General features: G+C 57.4%; 12 protein-coding genes. 4 read left to right on the top strand and 8 right to left on the bottom strand.

The genetic code is table 11. The features are described 5' to 3' along the window. Positions 1 to 160: 160 nt before the first annotated feature. The 4 genes from K227x_RS06415 (at position 161) to K227x_RS06400 (ending at position 4700) form a co-directional block, all read left to right on the top strand. Positions 161 to 697, top strand: coding sequence for a hypothetical protein (locus K227x_RS06415; RefSeq protein ID WP_218934036.1), 537 nt, complete (start codon positions 161 to 163; stop codon positions 695 to 697). A 156-nt stretch (positions 698 to 853) separates the two neighbouring features. Beyond that, complete coding sequence (locus K227x_RS06410; protein ID WP_218933802.1) at positions 854 to 2002, top strand: D-TA family PLP-dependent enzyme; 1149 nt, start codon at positions 854 to 856, stop codon at positions 2000 to 2002. 269 nt (positions 2003 to 2271) lie between these two features. Then, positions 2272 to 3486 (top strand): glucuronyl esterase domain-containing protein, encoded by a 1215-nt coding sequence (locus tag K227x_RS06405; protein ID WP_145168763.1) that lies wholly within the window; start codon positions 2272 to 2274, stop codon positions 3484 to 3486. 5 nt (positions 3487 to 3491) lie between these two features. Next, on the top strand, positions 3492 to 4700 hold the full coding sequence (locus K227x_RS06400) for a 3-hydroxyacyl-CoA dehydrogenase family protein (RefSeq protein ID WP_145168762.1): 1209 nt from the start codon (positions 3492 to 3494) through the stop codon (positions 4698 to 4700). Between the two features lie 675 nt (positions 4701 to 5375). On the opposite strand, the gene K227x_RS06395 is transcribed toward K227x_RS06400, so the two are convergent. The 8 genes from K227x_RS06395 to K227x_RS06360 all read right to left on the bottom strand — a co-directional run bounded on the left by K227x_RS06395 (position 5376) and on the right by K227x_RS06360 (position 18273). Further along, entirely contained in the window at positions 5376 to 9266 is a 3891-nt protein-coding gene (locus K227x_RS06395) for a DUF4347 domain-containing protein (protein WP_218933801.1), read from the bottom strand. 442 nt (positions 9267 to 9708) lie between these two features. After that, positions 9709 to 10968, bottom strand: coding sequence for an outer membrane protein assembly factor BamB family protein (locus tag K227x_RS06390; RefSeq protein WP_145168760.1), 1260 nt, complete (start codon positions 10966 to 10968; stop codon positions 9709 to 9711). Between the two features lie 79 nt (positions 10969 to 11047). Further along, positions 11048 to 12400, bottom strand: coding sequence for an MFS transporter (locus K227x_RS06385; protein ID WP_145168759.1), 1353 nt, complete (start codon positions 12398 to 12400; stop codon positions 11048 to 11050). A 68-nt stretch (positions 12401 to 12468) separates the two neighbouring features. Further along, positions 12469 to 13176 carry a class I SAM-dependent methyltransferase gene (locus K227x_RS06380; RefSeq protein WP_391540443.1) on the bottom strand — a complete coding sequence of 236 codons (708 nt, stop codon included), beginning with the start codon at positions 13174 to 13176 and terminating at the stop codon, positions 12469 to 12471. 31 nt (positions 13177 to 13207) lie between these two features. Then, positions 13208 to 13633 (bottom strand): Minf_1886 family protein, encoded by a 426-nt coding sequence (locus K227x_RS06375; protein ID WP_145168757.1) that lies wholly within the window; start codon positions 13631 to 13633, stop codon positions 13208 to 13210. A gap of 73 nt (positions 13634 to 13706) precedes the next feature. Beyond that, entirely contained in the window at positions 13707 to 14735 is a 1029-nt protein-coding gene (locus K227x_RS06370) for a PSP1 domain-containing protein (protein WP_246146580.1), read from the bottom strand. Beyond that, the gene (locus tag K227x_RS06365) at positions 14728 to 15891 is read right to left on the bottom strand and encodes a WD40 repeat domain-containing protein (RefSeq protein ID WP_218933800.1); all 1164 of its coding nucleotides are present in this window, start codon (positions 15889 to 15891) and stop codon (positions 14728 to 14730) included. The genes K227x_RS06370 and K227x_RS06365 overlap by 8 nt, the downstream gene beginning before the upstream one ends. 1215 nt (positions 15892 to 17106) lie before the next feature. After that, the gene (locus K227x_RS06360) at positions 17107 to 18273 is read right to left on the bottom strand and encodes a prenyltransferase/squalene oxidase repeat-containing protein (RefSeq protein WP_145168755.1); all 1167 of its coding nucleotides are present in this window, start codon (positions 18271 to 18273) and stop codon (positions 17107 to 17109) included. Positions 18274 to 18303 lie beyond the last annotated feature (30 nt).

Here is an 18303-nt window from a genome sequence, read left to right as displayed (position 1 = left end):
CTCATGCTTACGGAACGAACCACGGAAGGTTACTCGGATGACCAGCTCGACTTGCCGTCGCACTGACGAAACTCAAAACGCGGCCCACAGTACTCCTTTGCCAATCCGCATCCGCGGCGGGCAATCCCAACGCCTGATCCAACAGATCACGCTGGCGACCATGGCCGTGATGGCCATCTCGACCACCGGCTGTCTGGGAGTCGGCGGCGGCTACAACCTGGGCTTCATGGGTCTACCGATCCCAGTAAGCCCCTACTATCAACACAAGCAAGAAGAGAAGTTCTGGAAGCACGAGCGTTACGAACGCGTGCCGATCCTAGGACCCACCACTTCGGGCGGTACCGTCAAAGCCTTGGATCCACCAAGCGATGACGAAGTCATGCACGCACTGGAAACCGCTCGTCCGGTTCAAGGCGGCATTCCGTTGATCTATGAAAAGCAACGCAACAACGTTCGCATCATCAAAGAAAAGATCGCTGACTACATCGATCCACCGCGATTCTATCCTTTGATCGGACCAGCCCAACTGCACCACGCTCACTACAAGTGCACGGTCTACTTTGACGAGAAAACCACCGTCGGTTATCCCGTCCCACACACCCTGCATGACCGCGATGCAATCGAAGTGGTGTACATTGACCACAACCACTTCCACATGGTTGGCGACGTCGAACCGTACACGACTCCGAACCTGTAAGCCGCACCCGCGGCGAAGCGACCTCGAGCGAGACTGCAAGCGGACGTTCGTTCCCGCCCGTTGGCTAACTCGACTACGACAAACGATGAAAGGCCAGCCTGATAAACTCAGGCTGGCTTTTTTCGTTTTGATTCCTCCTTGATGGACCGACCCCACATGACCTTGATTCCGGATTGGATTTCGATCGACACCCTCGGTGACGTCGAATCCCCTGGGTTGCTGATTCATCCAGCGACCATCGCGACGAACATCCAGCAGATGATTGAAATCGTCGGCGGCGACAAACATATCGATCGTCTTCGCCCGCATATCAAGACGCATAAGATGCCCGATGTCGTGCGGCTTCAGGTCGCCGCCGGCATCCGACGCTTCAAAGCCGCCACGTTGGCGGAAGCCGAGATGGCATCCCGGGCCGGTGCGACCGATGTGTTGATCGCCTATCCAATGGTCGGCCCCAATATCGATCGTTTGATCCGGCTGCGCAACGATCAAAACCAGACTCGTTTCGCCGTGGTCGCTGACAATGTCGAAAACTGCCGCGTCTTGGCATCGGCGGCCGCTGCAAACCCGAACTCGCTGGACGTCTTCATCGATGTGGACAGCGGGATGCACCGCACCGGGATCCCGTTCGGACCGGGACTGGATCAACTGCGACAAGAAATCGAATCATCGGCCCACCTGTGCTACGCGGGACTGCACCTCTATGACGGTCAGTTGCACCAGCCTTCGCTGGACCAACGCCGCGAATGTGCCGGCCAGATCATCGCCATGGCGTCTAGCTACAATGATCGTCTGCCATCGCCTGAAATCGTCGGCGGTGGATCACCCACGTTTCCCATCTGGGCCGCCGAAACGGACTTCCAATGCAGCCCCGGTACGCCCCTGCTTTGGGACGACGGATATGGGGGGAACTATCCGGATTTGAAGTTCAAGATTGCGGCCGCGCTTCTGACGCGAGTGATCAGCAAACCAGGCCCTGGTCGGCTGTGCCTGGACCTTGGCTACAAATCGGTTGCATCGGAAATGCCACTTGCCAATCGAGTGCGTTTCCCACAACTGCCAGAGGCCCGATTGGTCAGCCACAGCGAAGAACACCTGGTGATCGAATCGGATCAATCGGATGCTTGGTCGGTCGGCCAACCACTGATCGGATTGCCCACCCACATTTGCCCGACCGTCGCATTGCACGTCGGCGCCGTCGTCATCGACGCGGGCAGACCGAATGGCCAGATCTGGCCAATCACTGCACGCGACCGAATTCGGATCCCCGCCCAGGCGACGGGCAATCGGACTTCGTCCAACTAAACTGACTTGGATCGATGGCCGCTATCTTGGCAGGCCGTCTAGCACGCCAGTTCATCGCGGACCCTACAATGAGAAGTCCAATCCGCCAGGATTCGCGTCCCACCTTACTGGCGTTACGCCCCAGCCCGACTTCCCCAGAATCAACCACCATGACTGAATCAGCGCCCCGCGTTCGCAGGATTGCGATGCCTTTCGTTTCCCGATCGATCATCGCCTCGTCCCTGTTGCTTGCCTCCTCTGCTTGGGCCCAGGTTGGGCCGGATAACAACATGCGACCATCTTGGAAAGCGAACCCGCAAGTGGTCCAGAAGCTTGCGGCGAAACGCGGCGAATTCAATTATGACGAATCCAAGGTACCGACGTTCCAGCTGCCCGATCCGCTGACGATGAACGACGGCCGGACGGTTTCCGACGCCGCGACCTGGACCAACACCAGACGGCCTGAACTGATGGACTTGTTCCGCCATCACGTCTACGGACATCGGCCGACAACCGATTACTCCGTCGAATTCACGCAGGTATCGCAGACCGAGGTGCTTGGCGGGACCGCGATCGGCCGCGAACTTAAAGCAACCATCAAGATTGACGATCGCACTTTTTCGTTCCCGTTCGTCGTCTTCATCCCAACCGGGGTCGACCATCCAGTCCCGGCCGTGGTGCTGATCAACAACCGATACTTTACCCCCGTCAAAAAGGTAACCGAGGAATACGATTCGTTCATTCCAGTGAAAGACTTGATTGACCGTGGCTATGCGGTCGCATCGTTTTTCACATCCGATGTTGATCCGGATCGTGCGGACGGCTACGCCGAAGGCATTCGCAGTTTCTTTGCCAATGGACAGCCACCGACCGACGATGCTTGGCGAAGTCTTTCGGCATGGGGATTCGCAGCCAGCAAAGTTCTTGACCATCTGGAAACGTTGGACACTGTGGACGCGACCAAGGTTGCGGTCGTCGGGCATTCACGCGGCGGCAAAACATCACTTTGGGCGGCCGCCGAAGACCCTCGGTTCGCGATCGGGTACAGCAACCATTCCGGTTGCGGCGGCGCGGCATTATCACGACGAGCGTTCGGGGAAACCGTGGCTCGGATCACATCCTCGTTTCCTCACTGGTTCACCCCCAACTATGCCAAGTTTGCGGGCCGCGAAAACGAGCTACCCGTCGACCAACATGAACTGATCGGATTGATCGCACCACGCGGAGTCTACGTGGCCAGTGCCGACGAAGACCTGTGGGCCGACCCGCGGGGCGAATACCTGTCGCTGGTCGAATCGGCTCCCGTGTTCGCAGTGCTGGGCAAACAATCGATCGGCCAAGACGTGATGAAAGATCCTTCGCTTCGATCTCACGTGAACCCGCCTGCACTGGACACCCCACTCGTCGTCGGCCAAACCGGTTACCACATCGGAAGCGGTGGTCACGGGCTGAAACATACCGATTGGAAACTGTTCCTCGATTTCGCGGATGGCCTGCTGAAGTGACATCGATGACCGACTTTCCCAAGGGAACCATTTTGGTCGGTGCCGGCGTCGTCGGCCAAGCGATCTTGCGCGCCCATGTCGCATCCGATCAGTCGGTCACGTTGGCCGATCTGGACGGGGATCGAGTGGACAGTGCGATCCAATCACTGGACCTAGGTCCATCATGGACGATCGATCCGTCCCGACCCGTGGGCGATTCGATGGTGGGGATTTCGATTCGCCACGTCGATGGCACCAACGTGGACGCCCCCACGATCGTGATCGAATCGATCGCCGAACGCTTGGATGTGAAACGCAGTTTTTTTGGCGAAGCCGAACGGTTGTTCGGTGATGACGCGATCCTGTGCAGCAACACGTCGACGCTAAGGATCACCGACATCGCGGCCCAATTACGCGATCCATCGCGAATGGCGGGCATGCACTTTTTCATGCCGGTTGATCGACGCCCGGCGGTCGAAGTGATCCGCGGCGAATCGACCTCGGACGATACGATCCATCAATGCACCCGTCATGTCGGCCGGCTTGGCAAAGAACCATTGGTGGTCGCCGACAGCCCGGGTTTCATTGTCAATCGCCTGCTTTCTCCGTACCTGAACCAGGCCATGCTGCTGCTATGCGGCGGCATACCGGCCGACCGGATCGAAGCGGCAGCACTTGCCTACGGGATGCCAATGTCGCCCTTGGAATTGGTCGACATGATCGGCGCACGAACCACCTTTGATTCAGGCCGCGTCTATTGGCAATCGTTTCCCCAACGAATCGATCCAGCGCCAATCCTGGGGAAAATGATCAAATCCAAGCGTCTGGGCCGATCGGTGGGCCAAGGTTTTTACGACTACACCGACGATCAACGTTCGCTGGGACTAGCGGCCGAGACGCTGGCGCTTGCCGACACCTATTTTCGTCCTATCGGTGCGGTCAGCGATACTCAGTTGCAGCAACTGCTATCGATCCCCATGCTGATCGAAGCCGCCATCACCGTTGGCGAAGGAACCGTGACGCAAACCGAATCGTTGGACACCGCCATGCGAGGCGGATTGGGATTTCAGTCCGACCGCCCCTGGCTGCAGTACTTTGACACCCTGGGAAGTCCGGCGATCCGCGCGGCGATCGACCGCTGGCAAAGCCGATTCAAGGCAATGAATTGTCCTGCACCATTCGCCGATCAATTGGCAGCGCGATCGCCATCCATGGCGATCGTCGCGATGAAATAGCAGAAGCAACGGTAGTGGGATTCGCTAGTATTCCCTGCCGGCGTTGAAAAGGACTTCTGGCGAAGTCCACTACGACAAAGACAAAGTCGACGCAGGTACCGTCGGCCAAGGCCGACGGCAAATAGCTGTCGCCACGGCGCGGCTAAAACTAGCTGGCTGCTGATTTAATCGAACCTTCAACGGCCATGGTGAGCCGCTGGCCGAAAGGCCAATGCCACCTACTTTCGTAACCACGAGAGGTATTCGCCTCGATCAGCCGCGGGCGCGCTAGCGAGCGTCCAGCTTACAACAGCCTCGGAGAGGCGAAAGCATCCTGCCGGTGGCCTCGGCCACCGGATTTGGCAGCCTCCCATGATCTTCTCGGCCGGGCCGCCCGCAGGCGGCCCGGCCGAGAAGATCAAGATTTCATCAGTCATCGCTAACCGTGGGGCGGGCCCCACGGCAAAGAGCTGCCGCCGCTCCGCGGCTAAACTGGGCGCTCTCGCTAGCGTCCGGTTCTCCCGCGTTTTACTGTGTTTCGGGACCGGACGGCCCTGCGCGCACGCGGCTAATAAAACCACCCGACTAGCGGTAAAGTAGGTGGCATTGGCCGTGAGGCCACGGGCATTTCCCGGCCGCTCACGCGATCACGGCTCACTTAATCAGCAGGCCGCTATCCCCAGCACCGATCAGGAACTAGGCAAGCCCGGCCAGAGCATCGAACTGGAAGTACCCGTTGCTGTGCAGCGTCTCACTTAGCCGGAATCCCGGAACGATGCCGTCGGCTGCCAACCAAGTTCCCGTCGAATAGACATTCGCGCTTTCGGTTTGGTAGTTGACCGAGTTCACTTGGATTCGATCGATCCGGACGTTGTAATCGATGCCGTTTTCGGGTTCGTAGCGGTCGTTGACGAAGTTGATCCGGATATCGGCCGCAGCGACTGCGCCGGCTGCTTCGTAGGTCAGTTCGATGAAGTTGCGAGATTGATAGTCTCCGATGCTGCCACCCTGCAGCCCAATGTCGTAGGTTGCAACCACGACACCCGCGATTTCCAGTTCGATGATTTCGTTGGTCGATTCGCCGGCCGCGAAGATCGAAATATTGGTCGTTTCGCCGGCGACAACGCCATCGTTGGCGACCCCCGGTGTCCCGCCCGACTCGGCGCTTGCAAACCAGTTTTCCGCAATCGAATTGTCCAGTGCCGGATCGACAAGCGACAGCGACATGCCGTCTCCGTCGGGCTCGGTCGGCCATGGTGCTGCGTCGTCATAGGTCACCAGATCGATCACGTTGCCAACGCTGTCCAACAATGTGATCGTTTCGCCACCGCCCGAGAGTCCACCGGAGTACTGGCCAGCGACAAAGGTGTTGCCGCCGTACTGGTCCTGGAACTGCAGATAGTTATCCGTGAAGACAACGTATTGGTTGGGCAACAAAACGGTTCCAAAGTCGATCGTCAAATCGATGCCATCGATCGACCAACCCGACAAATCGACGGACTCGGACGAATCGTTGAACAGTTCGATGAACTCGGCATCATCGTCGGCCGGGTTGTAGTGCAGTTCGTTGATCACCACGTTCGCGGTGCCAGTGGCGGATCCCGGCATACGAGATTCGGCGGCGAAGTTAGCCCGCCGGGTGTCGATGGACGTCTGCCAATCATCCACCCAATACTGGCTGCTGTAGATGTCCGAACGGCCCCACTTCTGGAACTCCAACGTCGAATTGGTGGCACCAATCTGCTGAATCACTTCGGCGCGTCGGTCGATCAATTGGTCGGTGCCCAGATAGCGATCGGCCAACGTTTGGATGCGTCGCCAATACATATCCTGGAACTCGGGTACATCCCACATCGAATCCATCAACTCGTGTCCGATCGGCTCGGGCGTCGTAAACGGTCCCGTGGTTTCATCACCCAGTTCACGCCATGTTCGATCGACATCCCATTCCACAATCGACCAACGTTGTGTTTCGGGATCCAGTGCCATGTAAAAATTCTGGCTCTTCTGATCGTCATGCCGCATCAATGACGAGATCGCCATATGGTTGATCGCGTTGGAGACGTCAACGTTCTCGTACAACCAAGCGGTTTTGGCGGCCGATGGCGACGAGATCAAGACATCGTTGATCGTCAAGATCGAACTGTAATCGCCGTCATCGGGGTTCTTCTTGTCGAACTTGGGGTAACTTCCAAACCCGCCATCGCCTGCCTTATAGAACTCGGCTTCGGCTAGCCCGTTGGCGGCTCGCCACTGACCGTCATACAGTTCTTGAAATCGGAACAAGCCATGGAAACCACTGTTCATTTCAACGCGAGTGAAGAACGAACTGGTGAACGAATCGGTTTCCGCGTTGAAGACATCCCACGAAAGGTCCGGAGTGACAACGGTCCAGTCACCAAAGTCGGCATTGATCCCGAACTCGTCGATGCCGTAGCTACCTTCGTCGCCGATGTCGATCGTGTACCCGTCGGGCAGTTCAAACTTCAGGCTCTTCTTGTCGAAATAAGTTCGTGAGTAGTCGCCACCTCGTACACGAACGGTTGCGTTGTCATAGACCTCGCCACCATAGGCGACAACGGCACTAATCTTGTTATTGGTCAAAGCAAGTTCGGTCGTTGTCAGTTCGTTGAATTCGTCTTGATCGACAAAGAATTGAAAGACCGGAAGCGTGTTGCCAACGATGTCCGTCGGCGAAACCACGACTCCCAAATAGTTGATCGTGTCACCTTCGAAGGGAGCGATCGCGACATCGGAATCGATCCGATAGCGGACCAAAGTGCCGGCTTCCTGGCCGGGCACGGTTGCTTCCCAAACATCGCCGCCGACATTCGTCATTCCGACCGTCTGGTCGGATCCGAACATCACTTTGAAGGTCAGTGTTGCGAACGTTGCATCGGGAATGGTCGCAGAAACCGTGAACGCTTGGTCGGGCAGCGGTTGCCCCGGTGTCACCACAATGTCCGTGATTTTGCCGACCGCAACTTCCGAATAGACAGAGTTCCTAGCCGCCGGCGTTGGCGCATCGGTGGAACCACGCCAATTCACCGGGTCACTATTGTCAAACGAAGGGTTGACCAATTCCAGTGATGGGCCGTTGCCGTCGGGACTGCCCGGCCACGGCGAATTATCGTCGTAGCTCACTTCGTCCACCACCGTGACGCCATCGGCAGCGATCAACTGAATCGTTTCACCGCCGCCGGACAAACCACCATCGGCGAATTCGGCGATCGGTGTCACGCCCCACTGGGCTTCGGCAAGCGAGGTGGATGGTGCCACGATCGCGTACTGACCAGCCGCCAAAATCGTGCCATCGGCAAACGTCAAATCAAAGCCGGTGAATGACATACCCGAAAGGTCGTAGTCTTCATTGCCGGGGTTGTACAGTTCCAAGAACTCGGCGTCCCCATCGACTTCGCCATCGGGTCCCGGGTTGTAATGAATTTCGTTGATGATTGCGAAGGCACCATCGACAGGATCCACCGGATCGCTGCTGCCGGCGTACTGGAAATAACCGTTGCTGTGCAGCATTTCACTTTCCCGGAAACCGGGCGTGATTCCATCAGCCGATTTCCACGTCCCCGTCGAAAACACTTCGCTCGATTCGCTCTGGTACGTCACACCATCGACCGTGATGCTGTCGACACGAAGATTTCGATCGATACCGTTTTCGGGCTGATACCAATCATTGGTGAACGAGACTCGGATCTGATCGGCGTCGATCCCGTCGGCGTCGTAGGTGAACGTCAGAAATTCATCGTTGTCGACGTTGCCACCCACGTTGTCCCAGGTCGCAACAGTGGTGCCATCGATCTGAAGCGACATTTGCTCTTCACCACGCTGGCCGGCAGCGCGAATCGAAATCGGCAAAGTCGACGAATAGGACGACAGGGTGTCAGTGCTGAATGCCAACGATGACTCGATCATTCCAACATGGCGTTCCAGATCCCAGTCGGCGTTGCTTTGTCGATTTCCCGTCCGATCAACCGAAGCCGCCACATCGGCGCCAGCCAAACGCGACCACTCGGTGACAAATTCCAGACCATCGATGCCGGCCCCGGTGTCGCATCCGTACAACAAAATGTCTGCGCCAGCCGAAAGCGAATCCGACCAACCGGCAATCTGGTCGCGCATCTGCAACAGCACGGACCGGTCCACCGTTTGATTGCCCAATTGGATCTGGCCCGCACGACCATGCGACACGATGTGGATGCCCTGGACGTGATCGCGACCTGCTAGTGCTTCGCTGATTTGGTCAATCCCGCCGCGGTCGGCATCCAGCAAGATCAGTTCGTGATGGTCCAACAAACCGCCGGCCAACTGTTCCAGATCCTGAACACTGGAATCGATGAACACCAATTGGGTTGCGGTCGTCGCCACCCCATCGACATCGGTCTGGCCATCACCTGCCGCCATTTGACCTGACGTCGCGGCCACCATCTGCCCACTATCCGATCCAACGGCTTCCACCGCCACGCCCGCGTCGGCAGCCAACAGAATTCGCGGTTCCAGCGCCGCAAGGCTCCAACCGAGTCGCTGACGTCTGGATTCCCGTGAGGATCGGGAAACAAGTTTTCGTAGCGACATCGAACTCTCCGGAGGCAAATCACAAAGGACAAGCCCCCAAAATAGGTAGCCTGCACCGCCCATTCAACAACAAAGCCGTTTTAAACCGCAAAGTCGCTGAATCCGGATTGATCGGATTTTCCCATTCCGCAGCGGTATCTGCAGGCCTAGCAGCACGCGACCGGGCGAAAGCAGATACGCCGAAGGACCGGCGAATGCACCCACGAACGCCCCCCCAAGCATCAGCGAGGTGAATGATCTGGCCAGCGCCCCCCGGCGACTGAGCAACGAGCGATCAATCAGTGTCGCGATGAAAGTCACCGCTCCCCCGCCGCGCAGCGGTTTGCGGGGGAGAGAGTTAGAGAGAGGGGAAAGAAAGAAACGACACTGATTGATCGCTCGTTGCGAAGTGGACGATCGGCTCGGGCCAACGACCGCCCCGAATCGTCTCGGCGGCGAAGCCTTAGTTTTCGATACAAGCCAAGAATTCTTGACGCTGGTCGTCCACGTATTTGGCGAATCGCAGAAAGATCAGATCACCACTGATCGCCGGGGTCGCGAATACGCTGGTGCCGATTTCGTTTTCAGCGATTCGTTGGAAACCGTCGGCCGACGCTAGGTAGATATGCGTCTTGCCATCTTCGTCGGTTGCATAGATTCGATCACCGACCAATACCGGCGAACTGGTGAAGGTGCCGCCGAGGCGTTTCCGCCAAATCACGTCACCGTCGGCCGCGGCCAGACAAACGGCGATGCCTTCGTCTAGCACTGCGAACAGGTGCCCATCGTGCAACAGTAGCGATGGGACGTAAGAACGCATTGCGTTCTCCCATACCAACGATCCGTTGTCATCTGCCGCGTAGGCCGCGATGTGGTTCTTGGGGTAGCCACCGGAACTGAAGACCAGACGACCATCACTTGGCGTGCTGGTGACACATTCCGTGGTTGCCCCTTCGACGGACCAGATCACTTTGCCGGTCGCCGGATCCAGACTTTCGACCAAGTCACAGCCGGTCATGATCAACTGATCCTGATCACCAATTCGCACCACGACCGGTGACGAATAGTTGGGTTTCTTGGGGCGATCATGTTTCCAAACGATGCGTCCGGTTTCTCGGTCTAGCCCGACCACTGCGCCGCCGGCCTTGTTGTCGGCCGCCACAAGTACAAGCGATCCGTGGACCAACGGGGACGAACCATACCCTTGGTGCAGTTCATAATCCGACACGGGTGTTTGCCACAGGATATCGCCGTCCATCGACAACGCCGTTGTGCGAACCGCGCTGTCGTTCAAGAAATTGATGAACAAACGCTGGCCATCCGTGGTGACCGTCGACGAGGCCAAGGAAGCTTTTTCATTGGCGGAACGCTTGCTGCGATTGGCGAATCCGCCTTCATGAACGATCGCAGTCCAGACCGGTTTTCCGGTTTGGCGGTCGAAACACAGCACGCATTGCTGCTGTGGATCCGCAATCGCAGTTGGCACGTAAACACGGTCGCCAAATACCATCGGCGATCCATGCCCACGTCCGGGGATCGCTACCTGCCAACGAACGTGTTCGCTTTCGGACCACTTGGTCGGTGCATCGGTGCTTTCCACCGTTCCATCACCCTGGGGTCCGCGCCATGCAGGCCAATTGCCCGCACTGGTTGGACTTTCCGACTTTGCGACGACTGCAAGCAGGGAACAAGCGATGCACAAGGCAGTGATCGGTCGGAACATCTTTTATCCATCGGGTAAGGATCAGGCAATCATGTTCCAGCAGAGCTTGTTTCTGCTGGTAACGCAAAACGTGCAACCGTCAGACCGCTTCGGCAGCATCCGATGGTTTGATTCGATCATGGAACAACAGCACAAAACCAACCAAGACGATCAGAGCAAAGATCGCAGGCTTCATCCACAACTGTTTCCACTCGATCGCCGCGAGTTCTTGATGGCGAAGTTCGTCCTTTTCGGCCACGAGCGCCGCGACGGTTTCTTCCGGTACACCCTGCAGGTTGGCATCGGTGATCGCTTGCGTCTTTTCGACCACTTGGGCGTTGAACGCTTTGGCTTCGTCGGTGGTGTGTTCCCCTTCGATCTGGCCAGCAACCTGAGCACCGATCATCATCCCTAGACCCAAGGTCAACATGACCAACAACCCTTGTGCCTGAGCTCGCATCGCTGGCGGAGCTTTTTTATCCGTATAGATCTGGCCGGTCACGAAGAAGAAGTCGTAACAGATACCGTGCAGAATGATGCCGCCGATGATCATCCAACGGATTTGGTCCGTCGCACCGACCGCGAACAGGGCATAACGGATCACCCAAGCCAACATCCCGATGGCCAACATCCATTTGACGCCCAAGCGTTTGAAAAAGAACGGCATGATCAGCATGAACACGATCTCGGAGATCTGGCCGTACGACATGGTCGTGCCGATCGGCAATCGCGACAGCTCCACCACGCGACTGGCGATCTGGTAATAGAACGCCAAGGGGATGCAGATCAGCATCGATGAAATCAAGAACACCGCGTACGAGCGATCTTTCAACAGGGCCAATGCATCCAAGCCGAACAATTGGCGGACACTGATTTTTTCGTCTGACTGGACGGGCGGAGTATCGGGCAAAAAGAAGCTGAAGACGCCCAGCGCGATCGCAGCACCGGCCGCCATGTAGAACATTCCCGCGTTGGTTTCGAACCCGGTGAACGTCAATGCAAAGCCGGCCGCGATCCAACCGATCGTGCCCAACACTCGAATCCCTGGAAACTCTGTTTCCGGGTTCGACATGTTCTTCATCGCGATCGTGTTGGTCAGCGCCAGTGTGGGGTAATAGGTCAGCATGTAACCCATAAAGAATCCCCAGTTCAGGACCGATGGCGACGGGGATTCGCCCTTCATGACCGCCACGGCGGCGAACAGGATCCCACCGCCCAACAGGTGCAAAATCGCCAACACTTTCTGAGCACTGAAGAAACGGTCAGCGATCAGCCCCACCAACAGCGGCGTGATCAACCCCGCGATCGGGCCGACCGAATAAGTGTTCCCCAAGTCGCTGGCATCAAACCCAATCGTCTGCAAAAAGTTCGGTGCGGTGACATACCACGCTCCCCAGACAAAGAACTGGAGAAACATCATGATCGAGAGCTGGACTCGGACGACGGGATTCATGGGCGAGGGGTGCTTTGGATCGAGGCTACGGGACATGCCGCAAAGTCATTTTGCTACAGGCGACCAGTCTAGCGTAGTTTCTGTAGCACTTGTTCCGTCGGCATCGGATCGATTTTTTCCAGCGGACTGTCGTCACGCGCAAAGAACATCAGGTGCTGCCAAGGCAACCCGTTGTACTCGCGAACCAACTTCATCCCGTTCGCTTCGTACTCGGTGATGATTTGATCCTTAGACATTTTGTGCAGCGGCTTGATCGGCACCGATGGGTCCTCTTCGCGGTATTCCAAAAGCGCCACCACGCCCTGTGGTTTCAGCGACCGCCGGATCCCCCACAGCATCGATTGGGGATGCGAAAATTCGTGGTAAACGTCGACCATCAACAACAGATCGACTTCGCCGGCGGGCAGCTTGGGATCATCGATCTGGCCCAGCACGGGCTGAATTTGCGGCAATTTCAATCGCCCCGATCGTTCGCGAAGCTTGTGCAGCATTTCGCGTTGAATGTCGACCGCCAAGACTTTGCCATCACTGCCGACCGCACGGGCCATCGGAAGCGTCCAGTATCCGTTGCCACACCCCAGATCACACACCGTCATTCCCTTGCCCAGTTTCAGCTGCACAAAGGATTCGGACGTGCTTTCCTCTTCGTCGCGTTCGGGCCGAATCAGCCATGATGCGCCCAGGTGCGACATCGGTTTGGCCAGCGTCCGGCCTAGATACTCTGTGCGAGATTCCTCGACAGGCTTTTTCGATTGTGCCAAACACGGGCAGGGCAGGGCACAGACCGCCAATACCAGCCAAAACCCCTTAATCGTCGTCCTTGGCCACGAATTCAAATTCGGGCTCGAACGCATTATCGAAACAGTAAACATCGTGGAAGTCCTCGCGGCGGTCGGAATCGCTTTTCCGCATCTGTTCGATGCGAATCAGATTATAGACCAACTCACCAAAGTCGCTGGTTTGGTGGACTCCCCAATTGGCCAGCACCATTTTGGCCAAGTAACCGTACTGTTGCAGCGCGTATTGGCGACACGCCTCGCACAGCTGTTGTCCGGTCACGTGATTCGGGTCGGACTCGTCACTGAACTCTTCGCCCTCGCGCGGCGAAGGCGCCGTTTCCGACAAGTGTTCGTGAGCGTATTGGAGCGATTCGCGAATGAACTGGTACGCTTCGATCTTGAATCGTTTGTCCTCGACCAACAGATCTCGCATCGCCTGCAATGGAGACTTCATATCGAACTCGTCGTCTGGCGGGTGGGTGTCGATGGGAATAGGGCTTCGATTGGACTTGAACATGAAACAGGGGTTACCCCAACGGTTCGCTCGGTGGTTTCGGTTTTGCTTTCGCTTTTCGGTCAGTCCCTGGCTTGGATTCTGTTCGAGCGACGGATGCCGATTTCGCGTTTGGCTCGGATTCGGTTTCCGCCGTCGTTTCGGACTTGGGTTTGCGACTTCGACCGCGTCTAGGTTTGCCTAGTTCTTCACCACGCTGAATGATGCTGATGACATCGTCCGAATGAATCATGATCCGTCGGTGATCGTCCGTTTTGACAGTCAGTTGCCCGGACAATATATCCTGAGCGATCACCGTCACGTTACCGTCGCGGGTCAGCACAATGCTGCCCGGTGGCGGCAATTCTTTGGCCAATGCTTCGTAGGTATCGAACTCGTAACGTAAGCAGCATTTCAATCGACCGCAACGTCCCGAAATCTTGGATGGATCCAAAGTGGCCTTTTGAAGTTTGGCCATTTTCATCGACACCGGCGGCATCTTGCTGAGGAACGTGGCGCAACAGATCGGTTGCCCGCAATCTCCGTAATCTGCTAGCAATTTCGCTTCATCGCGGACGCCGATCTGGCGCATTTCGATCCGAGTCTGAAATTCTTTGGCCAGATTCCGTACCAGTTGGCGGAAATCAACGCGTTCGTCCGCCAGGAAATAGACCACCATCCGCTCGCCGCCCAGAATCCGTTCGACGTCGACCAATTCCATCTTCAATCGCAGCGCATCGACACAGCGTTGGCAGATCTTCAGATCACCGGCGGTCTTGTCTTCGAAATGACGCCACTGCGACCGATCGTCGTCCGACACCGGTCGAACGATACGGCCCTGAGTCGGTTCGGTCATCGAATCGAGCGCCGTCGGCGTGGCCTCGCACAGGACCGTCCCAATCTCGGTTCCTCGATCGGTTCGAACGATCACCTCGTCACCGTATCGAAACGCTCGCTTGGCCTTCATCACTCCAAGCGTCCGCATGGAACCGCATCGAACCACGTACTCGGCCGCATCGGCGGCCCCAGCCACCGAATCCAGCGCCGCGTCAGACTCACTCATCCGATGCACCGTCGCCCTTGGATTTTTCGGCGGCTGGCTTCTCAGCAGCTGGCTTTTCGGCGGCTGGCTTTTCAGCGGCTGGCTTCTCAGCAGCTGGCTTTTCAGCAGCTGGCTTTTCGGCAGCCGGCTCTTCGGCCGCTGGCTCGGTCGCCGCTGGTTGGGCTGGGGCCGGCTCTGCCACGACGGGCTTTGCCTCGGTCCAATTCCACGAACGCCCGGCGGTGACGATGCCGCTCTTGCGAGTCCCCACCAACAGTTGCCCATCCCCGTTCCAGGCCAGTGACCAGACTCCGCTAGGTGCGGTCATTTCATCAGAATCGCTAGCGGCAAAATGCAGACGTCCGCCCACTTCGCTGGCGGCGATCTGACCGCCCGGCGAGACGGCAATCTGAGTGATCCAGTCGGAACCTTTGGCAACCACTTCGGCCTTCGCAGCGTCAACGGCATCGCACAGATATAGGTTGCGGTCACCACTGCCCACGGCGATTCGTTTGCCACCTTCGACGTACGCGATGCACCATGCTGTTTCGCTGCTGACTTCAATCTTGCCAGCACTTTCCAGCTTGGGCCACGACAACAAATGCACATGCCCACCGCCGTCGCAAGCGGCGATCGTCTTTCCATCGGCTGACACGGCCAACCCGGTGACCGCGTGGCCATCGAGTTCGACCGAGTGAACGACTTTGGCTTGGGCCAGATCCCAAACCATCACCTTACCGGCTTCGTTCCCGGCGATGACCGAGGATTGATCGGCGCTGATCGCCAGCGACTGGCACCATCGGTCAAACGCACCTTCGTGAAGACTCGCTTCCTGGTCGCCTTCGGACTGCGTCATCAGGTTGCCGCGATAATCGACACTGGCAACGGTCTTGCCATCGTCGGTTGCCACAACGCGCCAAACGGCGGCCGGGTGCGAGTACAGGGTGGTGACATTCGATGGATCCGCCGCGTCGAACGCAATCACGTCCGCAGGTCGCAGCAACAACCCGGTGGCAGTCGATCCGACGAATTTTCCATCGCCGCCACGTTTGGCCATCGACGTGACCCACAATGAACCGCCTTCGGTAACCGAAGTCGCGTTTTCGCCTTGGGTGGGCGACGCGGCCAAGAACAACGCCAATAGGACGGTGGTGATCAAACGCGATGCTAGACTCATGGAAATCGTTCCAACTTGCTGATATCGAAACCGGCAACCGATGATCGGCTGCCGATGAAAATGAACTAATCTGCGACACGCCGGTCGCCCGCGCGGTACGCGCACTGTCAGTATGCCCAGTCCAGGACGCGAGGGCAACGAACGGACGGTCCCCGGTAGCCCATTGCCTGACTTACCTGACTGCCTGCGGAAGACCATATCCCGTTGGGATTGGGATCAGTCAACGCAGCGTTGACTAGCGGCTTGTCGATTTCCTTCGCCGTTTAAACGCTAGCGGCCTGCTGATTAAGTCGTTTCCCTGAACTTAACGTGCAAACCATCGCCCGAAGCGCGAGCGAGGGATCACGTCGAATCCCTCGCTGACGCAGCGGGTTACTAAATCAACAGCCCGCTAGCCTGGGATTCGTCTCCCGAGAAGCCGAGGCTTGCGGCCTGCTGATTAAGTCGTTTCCCTGAACTTAACGTGCAAACCATCGCCCGAAGCGTGAGCGAGGGATCACGTCGAATCCCTCGCTGACGCAGCGGGTTATTAAACCAACAGCCCGCTAGCCTGGGATTCGTCTCCCGAGAAGCCGGGGCTTGCGGCCTGCTGATTAAGTCGTTTCCCTGAACTTAACGTGCAAACCATCGCCCGAAGCGTGAGCGAGGGATCACGTCGAATCCCTCGCTCAAGCAGCGGGTTACTAAATCAACAGCCCGCTAGCCTGGGATTCGTCTCCCGAGAAGCCGAGGCTTGCGGCCTGCTGATTAAGTCGTTTCCCTGAACTTAACGTGCAAATCATAACCCGAAGCGTGAGCGAGGGATCACATCGAATCCCTCGCTCACGCAGCGGGTTACTAAATCAACAGCCCGCTAGCCTGGGATTCGTCTCCCGAGAAGCCGAGGCTTGCGGCCTGCTGATTAAGTCGTTTCCCTGAACTTAACGTGCAAATCATAACCCGAAGCGTGAGCGAGGGATCACGTCGAATCCCTCGCTCACGCAGCGGGTTACTAAATCAACAGCCCGCTAGCCTGGGATTCGTCTCCCGCGAAGCCGGGGCATGCGGCCTGCTGATTAAGTCGTTTCCCTGAACTTAACGTGCAAACCATCGCCCGAAGCGCGAGCGAGGGATCACGTCGAATCCCTCGCTTACGCAGCGGGTGATGAAATCAACAGGGCGATCGTGTCCAAACGGCTAACACTAAAATGGAAACTGGACGAAACCGACAATCTACTAACGTCCGGCGTAAGCCAAAGCCAACAGCGCGTAGGCGGTGACGAGGTTGCGATCGCCTTCCATCCAGCGATCGTTTTGGTCGTTCACCCAAGATCCATCCTTCTGTTGACGGCGGATCAAATGGGCGGCCAACTCGTCACGCCATACGTGCGCGTTGCCCGAATCGTCATCGATCGTGTTGATTTCGGCCGCTTCCAGAGCCTTGGCAAAGGTGTGGTAATAGTAGAACAGGCCAGCTTGATCCATCCCCGGGTTGGAATCCAAGGAGTAGTTTTTCCGGATGAAATCCATCGCGGCGGCCACGCGAGGGTCGTCTTTGGTCAATCCGGCGTAAATCATGCTTTTCAGTCCGGCATAGGTCATCGAACCATAGCTTCGCAGCCCACCACCATCGGTTTCGCCAGCCTGACTTTGACCGCCCGCGGCCGGGGTGTAGTAAAAGCCACCGTCACCGACCGTTTCGGCGTACTTGGTGTCGTTGCCTTGGCCGGCCAAGTTCTGAGTTCGAAGCACAAATCGCAGCGCCTTTTGGATCGCTTCGTCATCCGGATCGTCCCCCAATTCTCGTAGGGCATCGATCAAAAACGAAGTGTTCGACAGATCGGGGCGAGCGTGTTTGCCGTACCCGGCCCCGCCGTATGCAGTGTCAGACGATTCGACCCCGTCACCTTCGTCCCACTGGATCTCTTTCAAAAACACCTTCGCACGGGCCAGCACGCTGTCGTACTTGCCGTCCCGGTTGGCTTTCACAAGAGCCCCCACAGCGACCGATGTCTCGTAGTTGCGGTACAGCGATCCCGTCGCGTAGACACCGCCATCGCCTTGAAAATTGCCTTCGATGTATTCCAAAGCTTTCTTGACGGTTGGATCGTCGACAGCCGATGGCCGATGTTCCAAGATCGCCCGAACGCACAACCCGGTCACCGCAGCCCCCGTTTCGCTGCTGAACGATCCGTCCAAGGCCTGACCACGATTCTTCAAAAACTCAATTCCGCGATTCGCGGCTGATTCGATCTCGGATTTCGTCGGTGCAGCGACGGATCCAGCCGCGTCAGAGCCAGCCACATCCGTTGCTGCATCCTGGGCAAAGCCAGGTGTCGCCAACAGGACACCACCGGAAACGAACAGGAGAACAGCGGCAAGACGGAAAGATTGGACTGGCATCAATGGGATTCCATGAGGCGGGAAAGGTGT

The organism is Rubripirellula lacrimiformis (genome assembly GCF_007741535.1).
GTDB lineage: Bacteria > Planctomycetota > Planctomycetia > Pirellulales > Pirellulaceae > Rubripirellula > Rubripirellula lacrimiformis.
This window is presented reverse-complemented; position numbering and strand designations above follow the sequence as displayed.

Bases quoted from the DNA above. Each gene is read 5' to 3' on its own strand.
- K227x_RS06415 (WP_218934036.1), top strand. From the start codon at position 161: ATGGCCGTGATGGCCATCTCGACCACCGGCTGTCTGGGAGTCGGCGGC.
- K227x_RS06410 (WP_218933802.1), top strand. From the start codon at position 854: ATGACCTTGATTCCGGATTGGATTTCGATCGACACCCTCGGTGACGTC.
- K227x_RS06405 (WP_145168763.1), top strand. From the start codon at position 2,272: ATGCGACCATCTTGGAAAGCGAACCCGCAAGTGGTCCAGAAGCTTGCG.
- K227x_RS06400 (WP_145168762.1), top strand. From the start codon at position 3,492: ATGACCGACTTTCCCAAGGGAACCATTTTGGTCGGTGCCGGCGTCGTC.
- K227x_RS06395 (WP_218933801.1), bottom strand. From the start codon at position 9,266: ATGTCGCTACGAAAACTTGTTTCCCGATCCTCACGGGAATCCAGACGT.
- K227x_RS06390 (WP_145168760.1), bottom strand. From the start codon at position 10,968: ATGTTCCGACCGATCACTGCCTTGTGCATCGCTTGTTCCCTGCTTGCA.
- K227x_RS06385 (WP_145168759.1), bottom strand. From the start codon at position 12,400: ATGAATCCCGTCGTCCGAGTCCAGCTCTCGATCATGATGTTTCTCCAG.
- K227x_RS06375 (WP_145168757.1), bottom strand. From the start codon at position 13,633: ATGAAGTCTCCATTGCAGGCGATGCGAGATCTGTTGGTCGAGGACAAA.
- K227x_RS06370 (WP_246146580.1), bottom strand. From the start codon at position 14,735: ATGAGTGAGTCTGACGCGGCGCTGGATTCGGTGGCTGGGGCCGCCGAT.
- K227x_RS06365 (WP_218933800.1), bottom strand. From the start codon at position 15,891: ATGAGTCTAGCATCGCGTTTGATCACCACCGTCCTATTGGCGTTGTTC.
- K227x_RS06360 (WP_145168755.1), bottom strand. From the start codon at position 18,273: ATGCCAGTCCAATCTTTCCGTCTTGCCGCTGTTCTCCTGTTCGTTTCC.